General features: G+C 63.0%; 20 protein-coding genes. 7 read left to right on the top strand and 13 right to left on the bottom strand.

Annotation, left to right across the window (positions count from 1 at the left end):
• Positions 1–17 precede the first annotated feature (17 nt).
• The 4 genes from waaA to EV286_RS01795 form a co-directional block, all read right to left on the bottom strand.
• Positions 18–1,337 (bottom strand): lipid IV(A) 3-deoxy-D-manno-octulosonic acid transferase, encoded by a 1,320-nt coding sequence (waaA, locus tag EV286_RS01810; protein WP_132955286.1) that lies wholly within the window; start codon positions 1,335–1,337, stop codon positions 18–20.
• 173 nt (positions 1,338–1,510) lie between these two features.
• Positions 1,511–1,762 (bottom strand): DUF4170 domain-containing protein, encoded by a 252-nt coding sequence (locus EV286_RS01805; RefSeq protein ID WP_132955285.1) that lies wholly within the window; start codon positions 1,760–1,762, stop codon positions 1,511–1,513.
• 60 nt (positions 1,763–1,822) lie between these two features.
• Entirely contained in the window at positions 1,823–2,632 is an 810-nt protein-coding gene (locus EV286_RS01800) for a 3'(2'),5'-bisphosphate nucleotidase CysQ (protein ID WP_132955284.1), read from the bottom strand.
• A gap of 19 nt (positions 2,633–2,651) precedes the next feature.
• Complete coding sequence (locus EV286_RS01795) at positions 2,652–3,998, bottom strand: TldD/PmbA family protein (protein ID WP_132955702.1); 1,347 nt, start codon at positions 3,996–3,998, stop codon at positions 2,652–2,654.
• Positions 3,999–4,117: 119 nt separating this feature from the next.
• On the opposite strand from EV286_RS01795, the gene EV286_RS01790 reads away from it, so the two are divergent.
• Entirely contained in the window at positions 4,118–5,935 is a 1,818-nt protein-coding gene (locus tag EV286_RS01790) for a monovalent cation:proton antiporter-2 (CPA2) family protein (protein WP_132955283.1), read from the top strand.
• A gap of 9 nt (positions 5,936–5,944) precedes the next feature.
• Here the strand turns inward: EV286_RS01790 and EV286_RS01785 are convergent, their stop codons facing one another.
• Genes EV286_RS01785 through EV286_RS01775 form a run of 3 tightly spaced genes read right to left on the bottom strand, consistent with a single transcriptional unit; the run spans position 5,945 to position 9,475 of the window.
• Complete coding sequence (locus tag EV286_RS01785; RefSeq protein WP_132955282.1) at positions 5,945–6,820, bottom strand: patatin-like phospholipase family protein; 876 nt, start codon at positions 6,818–6,820, stop codon at positions 5,945–5,947.
• Positions 6,821–6,846: 26 nt separating this feature from the next.
• Positions 6,847–7,407 carry a 16S rRNA (guanine(966)-N(2))-methyltransferase RsmD gene (gene rsmD, locus EV286_RS01780; protein ID WP_132955281.1) on the bottom strand — a complete coding sequence of 187 codons (561 nt, stop codon included), beginning with the start codon at positions 7,405–7,407 and terminating at the stop codon, positions 6,847–6,849.
• Entirely contained in the window at positions 7,388–9,475 is a 2,088-nt protein-coding gene (locus EV286_RS01775) for a pseudouridine synthase (protein ID WP_132955280.1), read from the bottom strand. The genes rsmD and EV286_RS01775 overlap by 20 nt, the downstream gene beginning before the upstream one ends.
• A 71-nt stretch (positions 9,476–9,546) precedes the next feature.
• Between EV286_RS01775 and EV286_RS01770 the strand changes: the two genes are divergently transcribed.
• Both EV286_RS01770 and EV286_RS01765 read left to right on the top strand, forming a co-directional pair.
• Positions 9,547–10,005 (top strand): nucleoside deaminase, encoded by a 459-nt coding sequence (locus EV286_RS01770; RefSeq protein ID WP_132955279.1) that lies wholly within the window; start codon positions 9,547–9,549, stop codon positions 10,003–10,005.
• Positions 10,002–10,307 (top strand): hypothetical protein, encoded by a 306-nt coding sequence (locus EV286_RS01765; protein ID WP_132955278.1) that lies wholly within the window; start codon positions 10,002–10,004, stop codon positions 10,305–10,307. Before EV286_RS01770 ends, EV286_RS01765 begins: the two co-directional genes overlap by 4 nt.
• 26 nt (positions 10,308–10,333) lie before the next feature.
• On the opposite strand, the gene EV286_RS01760 is transcribed toward EV286_RS01765, so the two are convergent.
• Positions 10,334–10,963, bottom strand: a complete 630-nt coding sequence (locus EV286_RS01760) for a hypothetical protein (RefSeq protein ID WP_132955277.1) — start codon at positions 10,961–10,963, stop codon at positions 10,334–10,336.
• Between the two features lie 129 nt (positions 10,964–11,092).
• Positions 11,093–14,017, bottom strand: a complete 2,925-nt coding sequence (ileS, locus tag EV286_RS01755; protein WP_132955276.1) for an isoleucine--tRNA ligase — start codon at positions 14,015–14,017, stop codon at positions 11,093–11,095.
• Between the two features lie 363 nt (positions 14,018–14,380).
• Between ileS and EV286_RS01750 the strand changes: the two genes are divergently transcribed.
• Entirely contained in the window at positions 14,381–15,595 is a 1,215-nt protein-coding gene (locus tag EV286_RS01750; RefSeq protein ID WP_132955275.1) for an MFS transporter, read from the top strand.
• Positions 15,596–15,605: 10 nt separating this feature from the next.
• On the opposite strand, the gene EV286_RS01745 is transcribed toward EV286_RS01750, so the two are convergent.
• The 4 genes from EV286_RS01745 to EV286_RS01730 all read right to left on the bottom strand — a co-directional run bounded on the left by EV286_RS01745 (position 15,606) and on the right by EV286_RS01730 (position 19,893).
• Positions 15,606–16,589, bottom strand: a complete 984-nt coding sequence (locus EV286_RS01745; protein ID WP_132955274.1) for a bifunctional riboflavin kinase/FAD synthetase — start codon at positions 16,587–16,589, stop codon at positions 15,606–15,608.
• A 21-nt stretch (positions 16,590–16,610) separates the two neighbouring features.
• The gene (locus tag EV286_RS01740; protein WP_132955273.1) at positions 16,611–17,459 is read right to left on the bottom strand and encodes a TIGR01459 family HAD-type hydrolase; all 849 of its coding nucleotides are present in this window, start codon (positions 17,457–17,459) and stop codon (positions 16,611–16,613) included.
• A 165-nt stretch (positions 17,460–17,624) separates the two neighbouring features.
• The gene (gene chrA, locus EV286_RS01735; RefSeq protein WP_132955272.1) at positions 17,625–19,091 is read right to left on the bottom strand and encodes a chromate efflux transporter; all 1,467 of its coding nucleotides are present in this window, start codon (positions 19,089–19,091) and stop codon (positions 17,625–17,627) included.
• Positions 19,060–19,893 carry a sulfurtransferase/chromate resistance protein gene (locus EV286_RS01730; protein WP_132955271.1) on the bottom strand — a complete coding sequence of 278 codons (834 nt, stop codon included), beginning with the start codon at positions 19,891–19,893 and terminating at the stop codon, positions 19,060–19,062. Before EV286_RS01730 ends, chrA begins: the two co-directional genes overlap by 32 nt.
• A 377-nt stretch (positions 19,894–20,270) precedes the next feature.
• Between EV286_RS01730 and groES the strand changes: the two genes are divergently transcribed.
• The 3 genes from groES (at position 20,271) to EV286_RS01715 (ending at position 23,321) form a co-directional block, all read left to right on the top strand.
• Complete coding sequence (gene groES, locus EV286_RS01725) at positions 20,271–20,567, top strand: co-chaperone GroES (protein WP_132955270.1); 297 nt, start codon at positions 20,271–20,273, stop codon at positions 20,565–20,567.
• A gap of 54 nt (positions 20,568–20,621) precedes the next feature.
• Complete coding sequence (gene groL / locus EV286_RS01720; RefSeq protein ID WP_132955269.1) at positions 20,622–22,265, top strand: chaperonin GroEL; 1,644 nt, start codon at positions 20,622–20,624, stop codon at positions 22,263–22,265.
• Positions 22,266–22,856: 591 nt separating this feature from the next.
• Entirely contained in the window at positions 22,857–23,321 is a 465-nt protein-coding gene (locus EV286_RS01715) for a hypothetical protein (RefSeq protein WP_132955268.1), read from the top strand.
• The last annotated feature ends 61 nt before the right edge of the window (positions 23,322–23,382 follow it).

Here is a 23,382-nt window from a genome sequence, read left to right as displayed (position 1 = left end):
ACCACCATCGAGACGCCTCAGCCCTGCGCCATGGTCTTCGGCAGAAGTCGCGCCTTGACGGTCAGCGGATTGATATAGGGCTCGAGGCTCTTCAACGTGGAAGACAGCGCGCCGCGCATTTCGTGGACGGTGGCGATCCCCGCATCGATCATTCCGTGGCGCACCTCGTCATTGGTCAGGAGATAGTGGACGCCCTTGGCGAGCATCTCGACGTCGCGCACCATGCGGGCGCTGCCGTTGCGCGCGAGCTTCTGATAGGCGTCGCGGAAGTTCTGTACCTGTCCGCCGGAAAGGATGGCGCAGCCGAGCATGGCCGGTTCCAGGGGATTCTGGCCGCCCTGGGCAAACAACGAACGGCCGACGAAGGCAACCTCGGTCATCCGCAGGTAAAGGCCCATCTCGCCGATGGTGTCTCCGAGGAAGACATCGACATCGGGGGAAAGCACGTCGTCGCGTGTGCGACGGGCGACCTTGAGGCCCTGCGCCGTCAGCATCTGCTCGATATCGTCGCAACGCTCCGGGTGGCGCGGCACGATGATGGTCAGCTGCGCGTCACGCTCCTTGAGCGTCCGGTGCACGACTGCAGCCGCGTTCTCCTCTCCCTCGAAGGTAGAGATGGCTGCCCAGGTCTTGCGGTCGCCGATCTGCTTCTTGTAGCGGGCAAAGACGGCAGCGTCATAGGGCGGCGCGTCGGTATCTACCTTGAGGTTGCCGGAAATGGAGACCTGCATTGCTCCGAGATCGCGGAAGCGCTCTGCGTCGAGGTCCGACTGGGCCACGACGACCGCCATGTTCTCGAAGAGCGCCTCGGCGATCGCGGGCCGGCGCTGCCAGCGGGCAAACGAACGGTCGGACATGCGGGCATTGACGAGAATCTGGGGAATGCGCCGCTGGCCGAGTTCCATGATCGTCATCGGCCAGATCTCCGACTCCGCAATCATCGCGCAATCGGGCTGCCAATAATCCAGGAAACGGCCAACGGCAGGCTTGATGTCCAGTGGCACGTATTGGTGGATGGCTTCCTCGCCCAGACGGTCGCTGGCAAGCTTTGCCGAGGTCGTCGTGCCGGTCGTCAAAATGACATTGATGTCGCGCCGGCGTATCTCGCGGATCAGCGGCGTGACCGCATTCGTCTCGCCCACGCTTGCGGCATGGAACCAGACGAGCGGCCCCTGCGGCCGGTTGGCGCTGGCATAGCCGAAACGCTCGAGCCGGCGGGCGCGATCTTCCTTACCCTTGGCGGACCGATAGGCGAGATAGGGGCCGATGACCGGATAGGCCAGCATTCCCGCAAGGCGGTAGGTTCCCAGCGCGACGCGCGCCACGCGGCCGCTCATATGAACTGCCTCCGATACGCACTGTGCCTCATCGCATCAATTCCCAGAATACCGCCCATGGTCGGAGATGACCGATTATTGCTAACAGAATGAGTCAAAAATACCGACGCACTATCCATGCGCCCCCGGCCCGCCGAACCTTTGACGGGCCGGCTGAAAAGTTATCGAGGGAGTCAGCCCTGACCGGAAGCCTTGTCCTGCGGGTCGAGCAAGCGGTGCATGTGTACGATGAAATAACGCATGTGGGCGTTGTCCACGGTCTGCTGCGCCTTTGCCTTCCAGGCGGTCAGCGCACTCGCATAGTCGGGAAATATTCCGACAATATCGAGGTCTTTCAGGTCGCGGAACTGAACGTCATCCAAACTCGCGAGTTCACCACCAAATACGAGATGCAATAGCTGCTTTTTGCCGCTTGTTTCCGTCATCGGACTTTCTTTCTTCTTCTTTCCTCCCCCCTCATCATCTGCGGGATTTTGACCGAAAGGTCAACTGGCTCTTCGACTTGTCAACTGCAGCAATATTTCGGGCAGACTTGAAGCCGAGGCGCCGCAGAGGCTGCGGTGGCTCACGTCGGGTTTGTTGTAGACGAGGCGGTTTCCTACGAGATCCACCAGATGGCCGCCGGCGCATTCGAGGATGAGATCGGCGGCAGCGAGATCCCAGTCGTGGGAATTAGGTTTCACGAACGTGCCCTCCAGCCGCCCGTCGGCGACCATGGCAAGCCTGTAGGCAAGAGAGGGAATATGTTTGGCGCGTTCGACCTGGCGTCGGAAATCGGGTGCAAAGGAGGCAACGACATCCTCCGCGGCAGCAAGGCGGCAGACTTCGCCCGGTTGCCGCTGCGACACGGTCACAGGCGCCTCGTTCTTCAGGGCCTGGCCGCCTTCAACCGCGCTGTAGGCCTCCTCCAATGCCGGGGCATTGAGGACACCGGCGACTGGTCTGCCGCGATGGACGACGGCAACGCTGACGCACCAGGTATCGAGGCCGGCCAGAAAGGCACGCGTGCCGTCGATCGGATCGACGACGAACAGCGTCTCGCGCGACAGCCGATCGTCGCCGTCCTCGGTCTCTTCGGACAGCCAGCCGTAATCCGGCCTCGCACTCCGCAGCATCGATTCCAGTGCCTCGTTGGCCGCGAAATCAGCAGCGCTGACCGGTGAACGGCCCTCGTTCTTCCACCAGACCTCGGGTGATCGACGAAAATACTCCAGAGCGACGTTGCCTGCCTGCCGTGCCGCATCGGCGATAAGCGCAAGATCGCGCTGCCAGCCGGAACTTTCCACTTCGCTCATCCAATCATCCGTTCATGTCTCAGCGCCCGGCGAGCGTCATCCCCTCGATGGCAAGCGTCGGCGCTGCCACGCCAAAGCTGCGGTCGATGTCGTTCGCGGGCGTCACGCGCATGAACATGTCCTTGAGGTTGGAGGCAATCGTGACCTCCGAGACCGGGAAGGTCAGCTCGCCGTTCTCGATCCAGAAGCCGGTTGCTCCCCTGCTGTATTCGCCGGTGATCATGTTCACGCCCTGGCCGATGAGCTCGGTGACGTAGAAGCCGGTGCCGAGGGAGCGTATCAGATCCTCCGGAGAGACATCCCCAGGTTCCAGAGCAAGGTTGGTCGAGGCAGGCGTCACCGAGGTTCCGCCCCGCACGCCGCGGCCGTTGGTCTCCATGCCGATCTCCCGCGCCGTCGACGTCGAGAGGAACCAGTGCTTCAGCACGCCGTCCTCGATCATGACGAGACGCTCGCCGGACACGCCCTCCCCATCGAAGGGACGGGAGGCGGGGCCACGAACGACCAGCGGATCGTCGGTGATGTTCAAGCCCGCCTTCAGGACCTGCTGGCCCATGCGGTCGCGCAGGAAACTCGTCTTGCGGGCAACGGCCGCCCCATTGATGGCGCCCGCGATGTGCCCGACGAAACCGCGCGCGACACGCGGATCGAAGATAACGGTCACGTTCTTGCCGGTATCCACCTGACGCGGATTGAGCCGCTTGACCGCCCGCTCTCCGGCGCGGCGGCCGATATCCTCGGGAGCATCGAGTTCGGCCGCATAGAGGCGGCTGTCGAAATCGTAGTCGCGCTCCATTCCGGTGCCCTCGCCGGCGATGACGCTGACGGAGCGCCCGAACCGCGAGCCCATGTAGCTGCCCTGGAAGCCGTGCGAGGTGGCAAGCACCATCCCGCCCATGCCCGCCGAAGCGCCGCCGCCGGAGGAGTTCGTCACACCCGAAACGGCAAGTGCGGCCGCTTCGGTCGCCAGCGCAGCTTCGCGGAGGGCATCCGCGGAGACTTCCGTCGGGTCGAAGAGCTGCAGGTCGGGATAGGAGCGCGCCAGATTGGCTTCGTCGGCAAGGCAGGCGAAGGGGTCCTCCGGGGAGACCTTCGCCATGGCGACAGCCCTTTCGGCAAGGGCTGTGAGATCGAAGCCGGGATTGGCCGAAACGCTCGCGACGCGTTTACCGAGGAAGACCCTCAACGAAAAATCGTCGCTTTCGGAGGATTCGGTCCCCTCGACCTTGCCAAGGCGGACGCTGACCGAATGCGCCCGCGAGCGCACGACAACTGCGTCTGCGGCATCGGCACCCGCCTTGAGGGCGAGGTCGATCAATTGGCTTGCACGGGAAAGTAGTGTGGCGGAATCGATTTCAGAAGACATCATTTTGGCCTTTCCTTCCCGTTCCATTTATTGTGCACTAACTGAAGCATCAAGGGCGGGATTGCCGATTCCTACCCCATATCCTCCCGCGGCGCCTCTCCGCTGAAAGAATGTCAGACATGTCAGCCCAGAATGCTCTCTTTTCCGAAACCCTGCTGCTGCTCGGCGGTGCAGTCGTGGCCGCCCCTATTTTCAAGCGGTTGGGCCTTGGCACGGTGCTTGGATATCTGGCCGCGGGCATCGTCATTGGGCCGATCCTGCACGGGATAAGCGACGGCGATCAGGTTCTCGGCGTTGCCGAGCTCGGTGTCGTATTTCTGCTCTTCATCATCGGCCTGGAGCTGAAGCCGACGCGGCTCTGGCAGATGCGCCGCGACATTTTCGGCCTTGGGATAGCTCAGGTGGTCCTATCTGGGCTTGCGCTCACGGGATTGTGTTATCTGTCGGGCGTCATGGACTGGCGCGGCAGCGTGATCGCAGGATTCGGCCTTGCTCTTTCCTCGACGGCCTTCGCGATGCAGATCCTGGAGGAGAAGGGCGACGTCAACACGCGTTACGGACAGCGTTCCTTTTCCATGCTGCTGTTCCAGGACCTGGCGATTGTGCCGCTCCTGGCATTGATCACGATCCTGGACGGTGGCGCCGAGACCGCTTCGCCCCTCCAGGGTTTCGCCGTAGCGGTTGCAGCGGTCGCCGGGATGATCATCGCAGGACGCTATCTCCTCACGCCGCTTTTCCAGATCATCGCAAGGACCGGCGCGCGCGAGGCGATGATTGCGGCGGCCCTTTTCGTGGTCATGGGATCAGCGACGCTGATGCAGCTCGCCGGCCTTTCCATGGCGATGGGCGCCTTTCTCTCCGGCGTGATGCTGGCGGAATCCTCCTATCGCCACGAGCTCGAGGCGGACATCGAGCCGTTCCGCGGCGTGCTGCTCGCTATCTTCTTCATGGCCGTTGGGCTTTCGCTGGAGCTCGACGTACTGATCGACAATATCCTGCTCATCGTGCTTGCCGTGCCGGTGATCATGATCGTCAAGGCAGTGATCATCTACTGCATCTGCAGGGTCACCGGCTCCAGCCATGACGAGGCGATCAACATTGCCTTTCTCCTGCCGCAGGGCGGTGAATTCGGCTTCGTGCTGTTCACCACCGCGAGCGGCGCCGGTCTGCTGACCGCCAGCACCGCGTCGCGCCTCGTCGCGATCGTCACCCTGTCGATGGCGCTGACTCCCCTCGGCGTTGCCCTTTCCAAGCGCCTGCTTGTCGGCAACAAGCAGGAGCAGCTCGACGAGGATTTCGAAGGCGCCGGTGCAGACGTGCTGATGGTAGGCTTCTCCCGCTTCGGTCAGATCGCTGCGCAGATCCTGCTTGCCGGCGGACGCGACGTGACCGTCATAGACTTTTCGGCCGACCGCATCCGCCAGGCCGCCTCGTTCGGTTTCCGCATCTATTTCGGCGACGGCACGCGCAAGGAGGTGCTGCGTGCGGCGGGCATTGATCACGCCAAGATCGTCGTAGTCTGCACGCACCGGCGGGAGATCACAGACAAGGTGATCGAGCTTGTGCAGGCGGATTATCCCCATGCCCGGCTTTTCGTCCGTTCCTATGACCGCATCCATTCGATCGCGCTGCGGGGTCGCGGAGTTGACTACGAATTGCGCGAGACGCTGGAATCCGGCCTGCTCTTCGGCCAGAAAACGCTGGAGGCTCTCGGCGTGGCCGAGCAGAAGGCGATCGCCATCAGTGAGGATATCCGCAAGCGTGACGAGCAGCGGCTTGTCCTTCAGGCCGCAGAAGGATTGCAGGCCGGACGCGACATGCTGTTCTCCCAGCCCGTTCGACCCGAACCGCTCATCAAGCCGAAGCGCCAGGTCGACGGGACTTTCGACGAGGCGACGGCCGTTCCGGGTGCGCGGGAGGCTCCGGCCGACGCGTAGAGCACCGGCTTAAACGAAGCGGCTTATCTCGCGATCCAGCGCGTATTTGAGTTCGTCCCTGATGCCGGCGGAAATCGCCAGGATGTCGCGCGCCTTGAGGAAATCGAGAACCCCGAAACGCCCCACCGCGGGACGCAGGAATATGTGCGGCTGCTGCAGCTTCAGCTTCAGCGATATGCTGGTCTGCATCATCAACTGGCCGGAGCCGAAAATGCTTTCGACGCGGTTCGGGATATGCGTGCCATCCCCTTCGGGCGCCCCCACGACATCGATGCCGATGACGATATCGGCGATCCCCATCAGGTTTTCGTAGGGTACCGGATTGCTGATGCCGCCATCGATCATCACTCGTCCGTTCAGGCGCACCGGCATGAAGACGGCTGGGATGGCCGAGGACGCCGCAAGCGCCTGAAAGAGATCGCCATCCTCGACGATCACTTCCTCCTGGCCATAGTAATCCGTCACCGTCACCTTCATCGGTATCTTCAAGTCGGCAAAGTCTTGCGGGACCGCGGGCGGAAGGAAGGCGCCAAGAACGCGTTCGAGATTGAACTGCCCGAGCCGAATGCCGTTCGATACGGCATCCCGCATCGAGGCCGGCCGCAGGCTCCAGATGCGGTTGGCGACAGCCGCCTTGTTGCCGACGACAGAAAGCGTGTAGTCCCGGACTTCTTCGCCGCGCATCCCGGCCGCCATGCCGGCGCCCATGATCGCACCGATCGAGGAACCGGCGATCGCAACCGGCGTGATACCGAGTTCGTCCAGCGTCTCGATTATATGGATATGAGCAAGGCCACGCGCGCCGCCGCCGCCAAAGGCGACGGCCACTGTGGGCACGCCACCGGCGCGTGGACGCACCTCGGATAGATCAGCACCATGCGGCATTGCTCTCTCCCGATCGAAGGGGCCGCCTACTGCGGTTGATAGCGGAAAAAATGCATCTTCGAATCGCCGAAGGTTCGCGATTCAAGGAACACATAGGCAGGATGAACCGAGACGGTAACATCCGCCCGTTCTTCAAGGATCGCGAGCGCCCCAGGTTCCAGCCATCCGCCATCCGCCGCCGCCGCGAACGCCTTTTCGCCGAGTCCCTTTCCATAGGGCGGGTCTGCGAAAAGGACGTGGAAGGGCTCGAGCGTGCCGACATTTCCGAGTGACGTCGCGTCTCGACGCAGGATACGGGCTCGGCCGTGTAGGCCGAGCGCATCGATATTCTCCCACAGCAGCCCGCGGCCCTCGACGCTGTTTTCGACGAACAGCGCGTTCTGGCAGCCGCGTGAAACCGCCTCCAGCCCAACTGCACCGGTGCCGGCGAACAGATCGATGATCCGGGTGCCGTCGACGCATTCGGGATAGGCGTGGTTCAGGATGTTGAACAGGCTTTCACGCGTCCGGTCCGCTGTCGGCCGGATGTCGTTGGATTTGGGAACGGCAAGCGGCCGCCCGCGAAACTCACCGCCGACGATCCGCACCGCGCGTCATTCCCTTGCCCTTACCGCCGCCACCAGCAGGCTTATCGCCACCCGGACGGCCGCCCTGCGACTTTCCCGAAAAACCTTTGCCGGCCGGCTTGCCAAAGGACTTGCCCGCCGGCTTGCCGAAAGATTTGCCGCCGGGCTTCCCGCCAGAAGGCTTGTCGCCGCGCGGCTTTTCGGACCGCCCTTCGCCGTGGAACGATTTTGCGCGAGGACGCTCGTCACCTTCCGGCCGTGGGCCGCGATCACCGTCCGGCTTGCCCGTGTAGGGCCTGTCGCCGCGAGGCGGGCGGTCGCCGAAGGGGCGCTCGGCACGGGCAGGCCTATCGCCAAAGCTGCGCGGCTTTTCGGAACGTCCTTCGCCCTGGAAAGACTTTGCGCGGGGACGCTCATCCCCCTCGGCCCTCGGCTTGCGATCACCGCCCGGCTTGCCCGTATAGGGCCTGTCGCCACGGGAAGGCCTGTCTCCGAAGGGCCGCTCGGCGCGGGCAGGCCTGTCGCCAAAGCTGCGCGGCCTTTCGGAACGTCCTTCGCCCTGGAAGGATTTTGCGCGAGGACGCTCGTCGCCCTCGCCCCTCGGCTTGCGATCACCGCGCGGCTTGCCCGAAAACGGCTTGTCGCCACGGGGCGGGCGGTCGCCGAAGGAGCGCTCGGAGCGGCCGCCGAAGGAGCGCTTTCTGTCGAAACCCTCCTCGCGATCCCCTGCCTTGCCGACAGGTTCGCTGGAGCGGATCCACTCGCCGTCCTCTTCCCGGACGCGGTTTACCTGAACGCGATGTTCCGCGGGCGGACGCGTGGAGCCGCCGCGCTGCGGATGCTCACTCTCGCCACGCCGCGCACTCGTCTTGGCGTTCTTGGCGGCCTTGGCGGCTGCCTTTTCGCCCAGCGGACGGGCGCCCGGGGCCATCCAGACATTGGCGCTGCGCTTCTGCCCCAGCGGCGTATGTTTCCTGGGACGGTCGTCATCCTTGTCCTTGCGACCGGCTTCCTTGCGGCCGCTGTCCTTGCGCCCGCCATCCTTGCGGTCGTCGCGCCGGGTATCCAGGCGGCTCAGTGCGCGCTCGCGCTTGTCGGAAGGCTTCTCGCGCTTCGCCCAATCGTCCCGCGCGGAGCCGCGTTCAGCCACGGCATCCGCCTCTTCCTCGGCGGCGACGGCAGGTGCGTTGTAGACCGGTGCATCAAAATTCGCCTTGGAATCCTCGATAAGGCGCGGTCCAAGCTGATCCCGCAACGTGCGGCCGCGCACCTCCAGCACGTGACCTTCCGGCAGTTCGCCGAGCTGGAAGGGGCCATAGGAAATGCGGATCAGCCGGTTGACGTCGAGACCGAGCGCACCGAGGACGTTCTTGATCTCGCGGTTCTTGCCTTCGCGAAGCCCCATCGTGATCCAGACATTGGAGCCCTGCTCACGGTCCAGCGTCGCCTCGATCGAGCCGTAGAGCACGCCGTCGACGGCAATGCCGTCTTTCAGCGTATCGAGGCGTGCCTGGTCGATCTCGCCGTGCGCGCGAACGCGGTAGCGGCGCAGCCAGCCGGTGGTCGGCAGCTCGAGAACGCGCGCCAGCCCGCCATCGTTGGTAAGTAGCAGCAAACCCTCGGTGTTTATGTCGAGGCGGCCGATCGACATGACCCGCGGCAGCTCCTCCGGCAGGTTTTCGAAGACCGTCCGACGACCCTCGGGATCGGAGTTCGTGGTCACGAGGCCGGCGGGCTTGTGATAGAGCCAAAGGCGTGTCCGCTCGATCCCGCGAATCGGAACGCCATCCACTTCGATCGCGTCTTCCAACGTCACGTTGACGACGGGCGTATCGAGCAAGACGCCGTTGAGCTTGACCCGGCCCTCCATGATCATGCGCTCGATATCGCGGCGCGAGGCCACGCCCGCCCGCGCCATGAGCTTGGAAATCCGCTCGCCCTTGCCCGCACCTTCCGCATCGGCGGCCGAGGTCTTGACAGGGGCCTCCTTGAGAGTTTTCGTGCGCACGCCTTTTGCGCCGGGCGATGCCTGTTTACTGCGCGCAGGGGGCCTGGACCCGGGCCGCTTCGGCTTGTCTTTGAATGTCATTTGCTGTTTGCCTGAATTGTCAAAGCGTGTCCTATCAGGTCACACCGTCGTGGTTAAGAGGAAATTGCGATATGCCGGAGACAAATCGCTTCATGGATCTGGCTGTCGCGCAAGCGAGGGCGGCCGCTTCTCGAGGCGAGGTGCCAATCGGCGCGGTGATCGTTCTCGACGGCGAGATCATCGCAAGCGCCGGCAATCGCACGCGCGAAACAAACGACGTGACCGCCCATGCCGAAATCGCTGCCATAAGAATGGCCTGCGAGAAACTCGGGCAGGAGCGGCTTGCCGGCGCCGATCTCTATGTGACGCTGGAGCCCTGCACCATGTGCGCCGGGGCCATTTCCTTTGCCCGCATCCGTCGGCTCTACTATGGCGCCGAGGACCCGAAGGGCGGCGCCGTCGACAATGGGGTACGCTTCTTTTCCCAACCGACATGTCATCACGCACCCGATGTCTATTCCGGCTTCAGCGAGCAGGAGGCGGCCGCCATCCTGCGCGACTTTTTCGTAGAGAAAAGAGAAATCCAATGATCGCCCTGCTGCTCGCCTTCGCATCGATGATCGTGCTGGCGGTCTATGCGCAATTCCGCATCGCGCCCGGAAAAAAGCGCCTGCCGATGCAGTGGTCCGCAACCGGCCAGGTACGATGGGACGCGCCGCGGCTGATCGCGCTCGCCTTCATTCCCGGCATTGCGGTCGTAGTCGTGCTGATCCTGGCATTTACGGGGATCGGGCGGATATGGGAACTGGTGATGATCGCCTGGCTGCTCGTCATAAGCCAGGGCTTCCACCTCTGGCTCGTCCACCGCAACATCGACAATCCCAAGCCGTAGGCGGATCGAAGCGATCCGACGTCAGCTTATTGGAAGGGCATCCACCAGCTCGAGCCGGTCTTTGCTACGGCCGCTTCCTTCTTGCGCCGCTTTTCCTTCTTCTGTTCCGGTTCGCCCAGATCCTCGAGCTGCGTGGCGTCCGCGACATCGCGGTACTCGGTCGGCGGATCGGAGAGCGAACGGCGCTGGTCGATGTAGGCACCGTCCTGCAGCTTGCGCGCATCACGGAAGGCCTGCTGCTGCTCCTTGGCGGTCAACCGGCGGCCGGAAGCTTCGGAGCCGGCGAGCGGCGAACGATAGGTCGTGCTGGCAGAGTTTTCATCAGCTTCGGCAACGAGGCGGGCGCGCGTCTCTTCCGGCGATTCAACCCATTGCGGGTTGTCCTTGCTGGCAAGCGACTGCTGGGGAGCAACCAGAGTTTCCTTGCTGGCGGCCGCCGGCATGACGAGCGCCGGACGAGGCTGATAGGAGACACTGCTGTTCTTCGGCGCAAGCGAAGAGAGGGAGACGGAGGAGCCGAGGTCGTCGGCGAGCTGCTCCATGGCGGTCTTGTCCGTACCGTAAGTCGGGCTGCTCATGCAGCTTTGGAGCATCGAGCAACCGGCAAGCAAAGCTGCCAGGCAGACGCCCACACGAAACCTATGCGTCAAGATCATGAAAACCCTTCCAGCCATGCCGGTGCTTCATCGCCCCACCGGATGTACGTCCCCCTGACGCAAAAATCCGGCCATTTTCAGGCAGCTTTTACCGGATGAACCGCAAAAATGCAATTCATCCAGTAAGTTTCATCCAAGTGTTGCACCAAGTTCACGCAATGCCGCTGCATCGCGCGCCGAGACATCCGGATAGGCGGGATCCGAGCCGACGTCGGTCGTGATGCGCCAGGAGCGGGCGCACTTGCGCCCCTCTGCAAGCTTCGGCACGACGCCGACCTTCTGCACCTCCGGCAGGCGGAAGGCATCCGAAGGGCCCTCGCCCGCCTCGATCGTGATCGCGGAGGTGATGCAGACCTCTTCGAAATCCAGTCCTTCCAAGGCCTTCAGCAGCTCCGGATCGCCGACATGGACGACCGGAGCGGCCTCGAGCGAGGAGCCGATGCGCTTGTCCTTGCGCTCGATCTCGAGCGCGCCGGTGACGACCGAGCGCACTGCGCGGATCTTCCGCCACTTCTCCGCAAGCGCGTCGTTCCGCCACTCGGCGGGTACGGCCGCGAACTGCTCGAGGTGCACGGAAACGGCCGCAGGATCGCGCGAGAGCCACGCTTCCTCGGTCGTGAACGGCAGCATCGGCGCAAGCCAGGTCACCATGCAATCGAAGATCATGCGGATGACATAAAGCGCCGAGCGGCGGCGCAGGCTGGAAGGCGCGTCGCAATAGAGCGCGTCCTTGCGGACATCGAAATAGAACGCCGAAAGCTCGACATTCGCGAAATCGATGAGCGCGCGGGCGATCCGCTTGAAGTCGAAGGCGTCGTAGCCTTCGCGCACGAGCTGGTCCAGCTCCGACAGGCGATGCAGCATCAGCCGCTCCAGCTCCGGCAGATCGGCAAGTGCGATCACCTCGCCCTTGTCGTGCGCCAGGGTGCCGAGCATCCAGCGGATGGTGTTCCGCAGCTTGCGGTAGGCATCGATGTTGGTCTGGATGATCGTCTTGCCGAGACGCTGGTCTTCCCAGTAGTCGGTCGTCATGACCCAGAGGCGCAGGATGTCGGCGCCGGCGTCCTTCATCACCTCCTGGGGAGAGACGACGTTGCCCTTGGACTTCGACATCTTCTCGCCCTTCTCATCCATGGTGAAGCCATGGGTGATGACGGAGTCATAGGGCGCGCGGCCGCGGGTTGCCGCCGATTCCAGCAGCGAGGAGTGGAACCAGCCGCGATGCTGGTCGGACCCTTCGAGATAGACGTCGGCCGGCCACTTGAGGTCCGGGCGGTCCTCGAGCGTAAAGGTGTGGGTCGAGCCCGAGTCGAACCAGACGTCGAGGATATCGGTGACCTGGGTCCAAGGCTCGTTGGAACGCGAACCGAGGAAGCGCTCACGGGCACCCTCTGCAAACCAGGCGTCCGCACCTTCCTTCTCGAAGGCGGCGAGGATGCGGGCATTGACCTCGTCGTCCTGCAGCGTCTCGCCGTGCTCATCGACGAAAACGCAGATCGGTACGCCCCAGGCGCGCTGGCGCGAGAGCACCCAGTCCGGGCGCTGCTCGATCATGGCGCGCAGGCGGTTCTGGCCGGCGGCGGGCACGAAGCGGGTGTCGTCGATCGCCTTCAGGGCGCGCGAGCGCAGCGTCGTGCCGTCCGCAAGGTCCTTGTCCATGTAGACGAACCACTGCGGCGTGTTGCGGAAGATGACCGGCTTCTTGGAGCGCCAGGAATGCGGGTAGGAATGCTTCAGCCGCCCACGGGCGAAAAGCATGCCGACCGCGATCAGCGCCTTGATGACGGCATCGTTGGCATCGCCCTTCTTGCCGCTATCGTCGATGACGCGCGCAGGACCGCCTTCGCGGTCCGGGCCGAAGCCGGGCGCATCGGCGGTGAAGAAGCCGCCGTCGTCGACCGGGAACGGGATCTTCGTCTCGATGCCGCGCGCTTCCAGTTCGCGCGCGTGATCCATCCAGACGTCGAAGTCTTCGCGACCATGGCTGGGCGACGTGTGCACGAAGCCCGTACCGGCGTCATCGGTAACGTGATCGCCGGCGAGCAGCGGCACCGGGAAATCGTAGCCGCCGCCGAGACCCTTCAGCGGATGGGCGCAGGTTATCGCACCGAGCTCTGCGGTGGTCACATCGCGCAGGCGCTTAAATTGCAGCTTTGCCTTGGCAAAGCTTTCCTCCGCCAGCTTGTCGGCAAAGATCAGCTTTTCGCCGGGACGCGGACCGAAGTCGTTCTCGGCGGCCGTGACCTCGTAGAGGCCATAGGCAACCTTCAGCGAATAGGCGATCGCGCGGTTACCGGGGATCGTCCAGGGGGTCGTGGTCCAGATGACGACGAAGGCATCGGCAAGCGCATCCGCACCCTTCGCAACCGGGAACTTCACCCAGATCATGTCGCTTTCGACATCGGCATATTCGACCTCGGCTTCGGCGAGCGCCGTGCGCTCGACGACCGACCACATGATCGGCTTGGAGCCGCGGTAGAGCTGGCCGCTCTTCGCGATCTTCAGGAGCTCACCTGCGATGCGCGCTTCTGCATGGAAGTTCATCGTCAGATAGGGGTGCTCGAAGTCGCCGACGATGCCGAGGCGCTTGAACTCCTCGCTCTGGACCTTGATCCATTTTTCGGCATAGGCGCGGCATTCGCGGCGGAACTCGATCATCGCCGCCGGCTCGGAAAGGTCGGGCTTGGCCTTGCCCTTGGAGCGGTAATTCTCCTCCTCGATCTTCCATTCGATCGGAAGACCGTGGCAGTCCCAACCCGGGACATAGTTCGAGTCATAGCCGCGCATCTGGAAGGAGCGGGTGATGACGTCCTTGAGGATCTTGTTCAGCGCGTGGCCGATATGGATGTTGCCATTGGCATAGGGCGGGCCGTCATGGAGGACGAACTTCTCGCGGCCGGCGGCAGAGGCGCGCAGCTTCTTGTAGAGGTCCATTTTCTGCCATTGGGCGACAAGCTCCGGCTCCTTCTGCGGCAGGCCGGCGCGCATGGGGAAGTCGGTTTCGGGCAGATAAAGGGTTTTCGAATAGTCGATTTTGTCGGCGGTATCGGTCATTGTCCTGACAATCGTCTCTTGGCCACGAATGGGCGCATCCGGTTCGGAAATTTCGGTGACGGAAAAGCGCTCGGGAGAAGCGCCAAAAACCCGGACCTTCCGGCAGATCACTGCACGCGGAAGGCCGGGCCAATAATTCGTATTGCTCTAGACAGCCGAAACTGGGTCATCATCGGCGGTTCATAGGCGCTTTTCGCCGGAAAAGGAAGAGGGGATTCGCAGCGGAGCGCACGCCCGGCGCGGCAAAAATATCGATGCGATGTCGAAATCGGTGGACCTCAAACGTCTCAATATCGAATGCACCGGAAAAGCATTGTGCTGCCCCGTGCAATCGTGGATCTTTCAGGAGGGAGTGAGGTCGGCATGAGTAGTTCTTATCGTTGGGTCATCGTCGGCGCAGGCGCGCTGATGTCGTGCGTGGCGCTTGGCGCCATGTTTTCACTGGCGATCTTCCAGGAGCCGATCGCCACGGCCACCAATTGGTCGCATGCCGGCATCGCAAGCGCGATGACGCTCAATTTCATCGTCATGGGTGTGGGCGGCTTCATGTGGGGAGCTGCAAGCGACCGCTTCGGGCCGCGGCCCGTCGTGCTCATCGGCTCGGTCATCCTCGGCCTCGCGCTCGTGTTCGCGAGCCGGGCCGAGACCCTGTTCCAGTTCCAGCTCACCTACGGCGTGCTCGTCGGCCTTTCCGCGAGCGCCTTCTTCGCGCCGATGATTGCAGCGACGACGGAATGGTTCGACGAGAACCGCGGCCTTGCCGTCTCGCTGGTTTCGGCCGGCATGGGCGTCGCGCCCATGACCATCTCGCCGATCGCGCGCTGGCTCATCACCGAATACAGCTGGCGCCCGGCCATGATGATGATCGGCATCGGTGCCCTGGTGCTGATGGTGCCCGCCGCCCTTCTCGTACGCCGCCGACCGGACGCGCCGGCCGACGAGCCGGTTGCGAATTCGATCTCAAGCGACGGCCCGGTGAGCCTCTCCAAGGTATTCGCCTCGCCGCAGTTCATCGTTCTGGGTCTCACTTTCGCCGCCTGCTGCGCCGCGCATTCCGGACCGATCTTCCACATGGTGAGCTACGCCACCGTCTGCGGCATCGCGCCGATGGCGGCCGTCAGCATCTACAGCGTCGAGGGCCTGGCCGGTCTTGGGGGACGACTGCTCTATGGGACGCTTGCCGACAGGCTCGGGGTGAAGCCCGTCCTCGTCGCCGGCCTCCTCGTCCAGGCGGGCGCGCTCGCCACCTATCTCGCCGTCAGCGATCTCAGCGAATTCTATGCGCTCGCCGTGGTCTTCGGCAGCGCCTATGGCGGGGTGATGCCGCTCTATGCATTGCTCGCCCGGGAGTATTTCGGCCCACGCATCATCGGCACCGTCTTTGGCGCAGCAACGATGCTCTCCAGCCTCGGCATGGCCTTCGGCCCGCTGATCGGCGGCTGGATCTTCGATACCTACGGGAACTACTCCTGGCTCTTCATCGGCTCGGCGCTGGTTGGGCTGGGAGCGGCGGGGATTGCCCTCGCCTTCCCGCCTTTGCCGCAGAAGAAGGCCCGGGCGGCCTTCGCGGCGTCGTAGGAGCGCGCGGCTACGCGAAACAGAGCGTCCGGTCGAGGTCGTCAAGCGGCCGGACACCGGCAAGAAGCGCCCTCGCCTCTTCCTCGTCGCGCCTGATCTGCGCGACGAGCGGTTCCAGCCCATCGAACTTCAGTTCGGGGCGGAGATAGCCGAAGAAGGAGACGGCGCAGACCTGCCCATAGAGATCGCCGCTGAAATCGAAGACATAGGTTTCGAGCAGCGGGGCGCCGTTTTCCGTCACCGTCGGGCGGCGGCCGTAGCTTGCCACCGCATCACGGAGCGTGCCGTCCGCGCGCCGGAAATGCACGGCATAGATGCCGGCTTTCAGCTCGGTTTCGGGCGGGAGCTGCATGTTCGCTGTCGGAAAGCCGAGCGTCCGCCCGAGCTTCTCGCCGCCGATGACCTCCGCCTCGACAGTATAGCGGTAGCCGAGCATGCCGGCTGCCTCGGCGACATCGCCTTCCTTCAGCAGGGCGCGAATGTGGCTGGAGGAGATCACGTCGGTGTTCTCATCGCGGAAGGCGTCGATGAGCGTCACGCCGAAGCCGTAGCGGTTTCCTGCATCCATGAGGAAGGCCGGCCCGCCCTCACGCCCGTGACCGAAATGGAAATCGAAGCCGGTGACGACCTCGGATGCGCCGAGCCAGTCGCTGAGGATCGAGTGCACGAAGTCCTCGGCGGAACGCTGGGAGAATTCGCGGTCGAAGGGATATTCGATGACCGCATTGAACCCCATGGTTTCGAGGATGCGGGCTTTCAATGGCGCCGGAGTCAGGCGGAAGACAGGTGTATCCGGCCGGAAGACCGTTCGCGGATGCGGCTCGAACGTCAGAACAAGCGCCGGTATCCCCCGCTTGGCCGCGATTTCGAGCGCCCGATTCAGCACCGACTGGTGGCCGCGATGGACGCCGTCGAAATTGCCGATGGCAACCACCCCGCCCTTCAGATGGGGCGGGAGCGGATCGCGGGTTTCATTGCGGTGGAAAACAGTCATCGGCCGGGTATCCCACAGGCATCAGGCAAGGCGCGGCATCCACCAGAGCGGCTTTGCTCCCTGCCCTTCGAGATAGGCATTGAGGAGCGCTTCATCCGTGTTTCCGTTCAAGGTGTATTCCTGCGCGTGGATGCCGCCGCTGATGTAGAGCAGGTCGAGGCCGTAGTCGAGTGCGCCGCGCACGTCGGTCGGCATGCCGTCGCCGATGGCAAGCACGCGCTTCATCGGGAAATCACCGCGAACCTCGCGCGCCGCCGCAAGCGTCGCCTCGTAGATCGGCTTGTGTGGCTTGCCGGCGATGCGGGTCGCCCCGCCGAGTTGGTTGTAGTAGGCGGCCATGGCGCCGGCGCAGGGGATGATGCGGTGGCCGCGCTCGACCACCAGGTCGGGGTTCGCGCAGATCATCGGCACGCCACGCGCCTGGAAGGCCTTCAGCATGTCCGTATAGTCTTCGGGCACCTGGGTCTCATCGTCGAAGAAGCCGGTGCAAACGATCGAGTCGGCCTCTTCCGCCGAAACGCGCTCGACGTCCAGACCCTCGATGATCGCGAGATCTCGGTCCGGGCCGAGCAGGAAGACCTTCTTCGGTCCCTCGGCGATCAGCACCCGTGTCACGTCCCCGGAGGTCACGATGCGGTCATAGGCGCCATCGGGCACGCCGATCTGGCGCAATTGCGCCACGACCTGGGGCGCAATGCGCGGGGAATTGGTGATGAGGACCACGGTGAGGCCGGCAGCCCTTGCCCTCTCCAGCGCTTCCGACGCTTTCGGAAAGGCATCGACGCCATTGTGCAGCACGCCCCACACGTCGCAGAGGACCACGTCATAATGATCCGTGATTTCCGCAAAACTCGCTATCTGTCTGGCCATGCCTGCTTCCCGATTTCGCTCAGTCAGGCGTGACATCGCAAAGGACAGCGGGGATGGCAAGGGATTTTGCCGGAGCCGTCTGAAAAAGCCGCAACTGTGCTTTTCGCTTCACGCGGGGGCGCAGAGGCAACGTCCGGTCAACCGGCGCCGCACACCCCGATATCCTTAGATCAGGTTGAGGCCACGCAGTAGCAGACCCGCAATCGCACAGAAAGCCAGTACCTTTGTCATGCCGAGCTTGAGCCTGAAGATGAGGAAGGCAGCCATGACGAAGACGAGCAGCGCGGCCACATCCAGTGAACGCCAGTCCGGCCAGGCAACGGCCATGAGGGGCATTTCTGCGGTCTCGTTGCCCGGCAGCGAAACCGTATGGGTCAGCAGGGCGATGCGGTCGACCTTTGCAAAAAGCACATGCAGGCCGAACCAGATCGCGAGATTGAGAATGACGCCGACGACCGCCGCGGTGATCGCGGCAAGCGAAGCGGAGAGAAGCCGATTGCCGCGCAGCCGCTCCACATAGGGAGCGCCGGCGAAGATCCACATGAAGCTCGGCACGAAGGTCGCCCAGGCTGCAAGCGTCGCACCGAGAAAGCCGCCGAGCAGCGGATCCATGCCCAGCGGATTCCGGAAACCGGCAAGGAAGCCGACATAGCAGAGGACGAGCACCAGAGGCCCCGGAGTCGTCTCGGCAAGCGCCAGCCCGTCCAGCATCTCGCCGGGCCGCAGCCAGGCGTAGTGTTCCACTGCCACCTGCGCGACATAGGAAAGGACGGCATAGGCGCCGCCAAAGGTGACGACCGCCATGCGGGAAAAGAAGGAGAAGATCGCGCCGAAGACATTGGATTGGCCGCTGAGCGCCTCGGCGATGACATCCTGCGGTGCGTTTAGAGCCACGATCAGCAGGATCGGCGCCTGCCATATCAGCGCCCAGCATGCCAACACGCCGACCGTCCGCGACAGACCGGAGCGCATCGGCCGAGCCTGCAAGTCGATGACATCGCTCTCCGGGACGGATGAAGGCGGAGGGAAAGAACCGCTCAATATCTGATAGCGGGCGATGGCGAAGCCGGCGAAAGCGGCGGCGATTACCACCAGCGGAAACGGAATGTTGAAGAGGAAAAGGGCAAGGAACGCCAATGCCGCGATCCAATAATGCAGGCGCCCCTTCAGCGCCCGCCTGCCGAGCTTGATGACCGCCTCGATGACGATCGCCAGCACCGCCGCCTTCAGCCCGAAGAACAGGACGGCGAGCCAGTTCGCCTCCTGGAAGAGCGCATAGGCCGCCGACAGACCGAGGATGACGAGAAAGCCGGGCAGGATGAACAGCAGCCCGGCAACGAGGCCGCCGCGCACCCCATGCATCAGCCAACCGACATAGGTCGCAAGCTGCTGGGCCTCAGGGCCAGGCAGCAGCATGCAATAGTTGAGGGCGTGGAGGAAGCGCTCCTCGGAAATCCAGCGCTTCTCCTCCACCAAGGTCTTGTGCATCAACGCGATCTGCCCGGCAGGCCCGCCGAAGCTGAGGCAGCCGATCCTTGCCCAGACGCGGGTTGCCTCCCGAAACGAGGGAGCGACCGCGACCTCTTCGACCACGACACCGCTATTCACGATTCCTGCTCCGCCCTGCCCCATGGGAGACCCAGTCGTGCTTTTCCTGCGTGGCGTCGCGCGCCCAGCGATAAAGCGCATCATAGAGGAGCATGCCCGCCTCGAGCTGTTCGAGATCCTCCGCAAACAGGCGGGACAGCCCGAGCGACAAGGCGAAGAGCCCGGCGGCCTCCGGTTCCAGATCCGGCCGGTTGGTGTCCGCTCCCCGGACGATGCGAGCCACATGCTGCAGGGCCGGGAAACCGAGGCGGAATTCCTTGACCATAGTATCGAAGGTGCAATCCTCGCCGCGATGGCTCCAGAACACATCCTCAACGTCGAAAGGCGTCGCGCCGAAGCGTTCGGCAACGGCCTCGACTTCGGAGGCGGTGACATAGAGAAACCGCGCCGCCGGATCCACGAAACGGCGTATCAGCCACGGACAGGCTATGCGGTCGATCTTGGGTCGCGCACGGGTCACCCACAGCGACCCGCCGAAGGCGTTGCCGCCCGGCAGGATGGCGACCGGAACCAGCGGCATCTTCAGTTCCTCCCAGGCGCTGAGACCGCCTTCCAGCACCTCCGCCGAGGCGCCTGCAAGCCTCAGCCAGGCGGCGACACCTTCGCTAAGCTTTGCACCGTGCTTGCACAGCACGACGACGCTCTGCCCCTTGAATTCAGCCGCCCAATCGGCAACCCGGGCATGGTCGCGGCGCATCGACGACGGCAGCAGATAGGGGGCGGCCGAAAAGTCGTCGTGGTCGCGTACGTCGATGATCGCGGGCGTCTTCTGCGTACCCAGCAGGCGTGCCAGTTTTTCCGGAGAAATGGAGTTGAACGAGGCCATGTTACGTCCCTTCTGAAGAGTTGGACGCGCGATTCCAGCATGACGCCTCGTGAGGTATCCGCAAACCCCATGGTTTTGTTAAACAACAAATCGGCAGAAAGTCAATCATCCGGAAACGTCATCAAGCTGCCATGAAAATCGGTAAGTCATTGCGGGCCAACGACCCTTGCGCAAGGCTCCGGATTCCGCCCTCGAACCTCGCACCTGTGCCCACGTAAGCGGCGCAACGCCTGATCGAGAAAAATTTGCGGCCTGCCTTGACTCCCCCAGGCACCACCCCTAAATCCACCGCGCTAGCACTCATCGCTGAGGAGTGCTAACGTCACCCGTGTGGAACTCCCTGTTCCGCAAATGTCATTTGATCGAGGGATTAGACAATGGCAAGCACCAACTTCCGCCCCCTTCACGATCGCGTCGTCGTCCGCCGCGTTGAGTCCGAAGAAAAGACCAAGGGCGGCATCATCATTCCGGACACCGCCAAGGAAAAGCCGCAGGAAGGCGAAATCGTCGCCGTCGGTTCGGGCGCCCGTGACGAAAGCGGCAAGATCGTCGCTCTCGACGTAAAGGTCGGCGACCGCGTCCTGTTCGGCAAGTGGTCCGGCACGGAAGTCAAGCTCAACGGCGAAGACCTTCTGATCATGAAGGAAGCCGACATCATGGGCGTTATCGGCTGATCGCCGGTCGCTCTATCGAAATTTCGCTGACACCTCTTTTCAGGAGTTCTCAAAATGGCAGCTAAAGAAATCAAGTTCGGCCGCACCGCGCGCGAAAAGATGCTGCGTGGCGTCGACGTTCTCGCTGACGCAGTGAAGGTCACGCTCGGCCCGAAGGGCCGCAACGTCATCATCGACAAGTCCTTCGGCGCTCCGCGCATCACCAAGGACGGCGTATCGGTCGCCAAGGAAATCGAACTGGAAGACAAGTTCGAGAACATGGGCGCCCAGATGGTCCGCGAAGTTGCTTCGAAGACCAACGACATCGCCGGCGACGGCACCACGACTGCAACCGTTCTCGCCCAGGCGATCGTTCGCGAAGGCGGCAAGGCCGTTGCAGCCGGCATGAACCCGATGGACCTGAAGCGCGGCATCGATCTCGCCGTTGCTGAAGTCGTCAAGGATCTCCAGGCCAAGGCCAAGAAGATCAACACGTCGGAAGAAGTCGCACAGGTCGGCACGATCTCCGCAAACGGCGAAAAGCAGGTCGGCCTCGACATTGCTGAAGCCATGCAGAAGGTCGGCAACGAAGGCGTCATCACGGTTGAAGAAGCCAAGACCGCCGAAACCGAACTCGAAGTCGTCGAAGGCATGCAGTTCGACCGCGGCTACCTGTCGCCCTACTTCGTCACCAACCCGGAAAAGATGATCGCCGACCTCGAAGACGCTTTCATTCTCCTCCACGAGAAGAAGCTCTCGAACCTGCAGGCGATGCTCCCGGTTCTCGAAGCCGTCGTTCAGACCGGCAAGCCGCTCCTCATCATCGCTGAAGACGTCGAAGGCGAAGCTCTTGCAACGCTCGTCGTCAACAAGCTGCGTGGCGGCCTCAAGATCGCTGCCGTCAAGGCTCCGGGCTTCGGCGACCGCCGCAAGGCCATGCTGGAAGACATCGCCATCCTGACGGGCGGCACTGTCATCTCCGAAGACCTCGGCATCAAGCTCGAGAGCGTCACGCTCGACATGCTCGGCCGCACCAAGAAGGTCTCGATCTCCAAGGAAAACACCACGATCGTCGACGGCGCTGGCGCCAAGTCCGACATCGAAGGTCGCGTTGCACAGATCAAGGCTCAGATCGAAGAAACCACTTCGGACTATGACCGCGAGAAGCTGCAGGAGCGCCTTGCCAAGCTCGCTGGCGGCGTTGCCGTCATCCGCGTCGGCGGCTCCACGGAAGTCGAAGTCAAGGAAAAGAAGGACCGCATCGACGACGCGCTCAATGCGACCCGCGCTGCTGTTCAGGAAGGCATCGTACCCGGCGGCGGCGTAGCCCTGCTGCGTTCGTCCACGAAGATCACCGCAAAGGGTGAGAATCAGGACCAGGAAGCCGGCGTCAACATCGTCCGCAAGGCGCTTCAGTCGCTGGTTCGCCAGATCGCTGAAAACGCTGGTGACGAAGCCTCGATCGTTGTCGGCAAGATCCTCGACAAGAACGAAGACAACTACGGCTACAACGCTCAGACCGGCGAATACGGCGATCTGATCGCACTCGGCATCGTCGACCCGGTCAAGGTTGTTCGTACGGCCCTGCAGAACGCAGCTTCGGTTGCTTCGCTGCTGATCACCACCGAAGCCATGATCGCCGAGCTTCCGAAGAAGGAAGCTGCTGGCGGCGGCATGCCGGGTGGCATGGGCGGAATGGGCGGCATGGACATGATGTGAGACTGAGGTCTCGCATCTGGGCCATCCGGTTCAGTTCGGAAAGGGCGGTCTTCGGATCGCCCTTTTTCTTTTCCGTCACTGCCTGCGGCAACCTGGCGAAGAGCTCGAGACTTTCGCGAGGCTTGCGGCGCCAATCGGGACAACAGGCGGGCCTCAGCGCTGTAAAATTCGCCGACTTACCTTCCAGTTGCAGAATATCTGCAGAATTTTCCCGAAAATACGCAGCTTTTCGACAGTCTTCTCTATTTATAGAGCCTGTTTATTGGAAAACTTGCATTTTCACGGCGTATCAATAATCATCCGGCCAGTCCGCATGACCCCTAGAAAGTCATTGCTGTCGGCACGAAACTTATGTAACTCGCGCAGACGGGAATATTTGTTTCGGTTCCGAACTGTTCATTTTTCTATTTTGACGCAAGGGCAGCAGAATAACCGCCTGTTGCAGGCTCGAGTGCCTTGCCACCATTTCGAGCAGCACTGCGATTTTAGTGCCGGCAAGCCACTGCATGACGCAGCAGCTTGATGAATATGCAAACATCTTTTGACAGGAACGTGCGGCCAGCGAAGCCGCACCGGGAGCTGGGGAGCACCGTGTTCAACATTGCCAATGCCAATCTTGGCACACCTTTCGTGCCGGGCTCGCTGGAGCCCGGAATTCAGAGCCGGGACCTCCTGGCACAGTTTTCCGTAACCGAGGGCTGGAGCGGCGACCTGTCGAGCGGCTCGATCAGCCTTGGCGAATGGGGTGCCGCGCTTCACGGCCTGCCGTCGCGCGAATGCGGCCTGCTGAGCCTGATGCGGTGCTACGACACGCGCGACCACCGGCGCATCATCGAGCTCTTCGAACAGGCTGCGACCAGCCCCTCTTCCTTCTGCTTTTCCACCACGATCGCCACGAAGGCCGGGCAGCGGCAGCCGCTGTTCTGCATGGGCGAATCGAGCGGGCACGACCGGAAATATGCGGGAAGGATCATCGGTCTGTTCATATTCCCGCGTTTCAAGCTGGATGCAGGCGCCAAGGTCGCCGGTCCAGGCAAGCGCGTTGCACCCATCTGACCTTGCGGGTTGGGAGGCCGGTCTCCCGGCCTTCCCTTCTTTCAAGCGGTTGGATCGCCGG

The sequence above is a fragment of the Rhizobium sp. BK251 genome, from assembly GCF_004345245.1.
Lineage (GTDB): Bacteria > Pseudomonadota > Alphaproteobacteria > Rhizobiales > Rhizobiaceae > Rhizobium.
The sequence above is the reverse complement of the archived record's forward strand: the minus strand, read 5'-3'. Positions and strand labels throughout refer to the sequence as shown.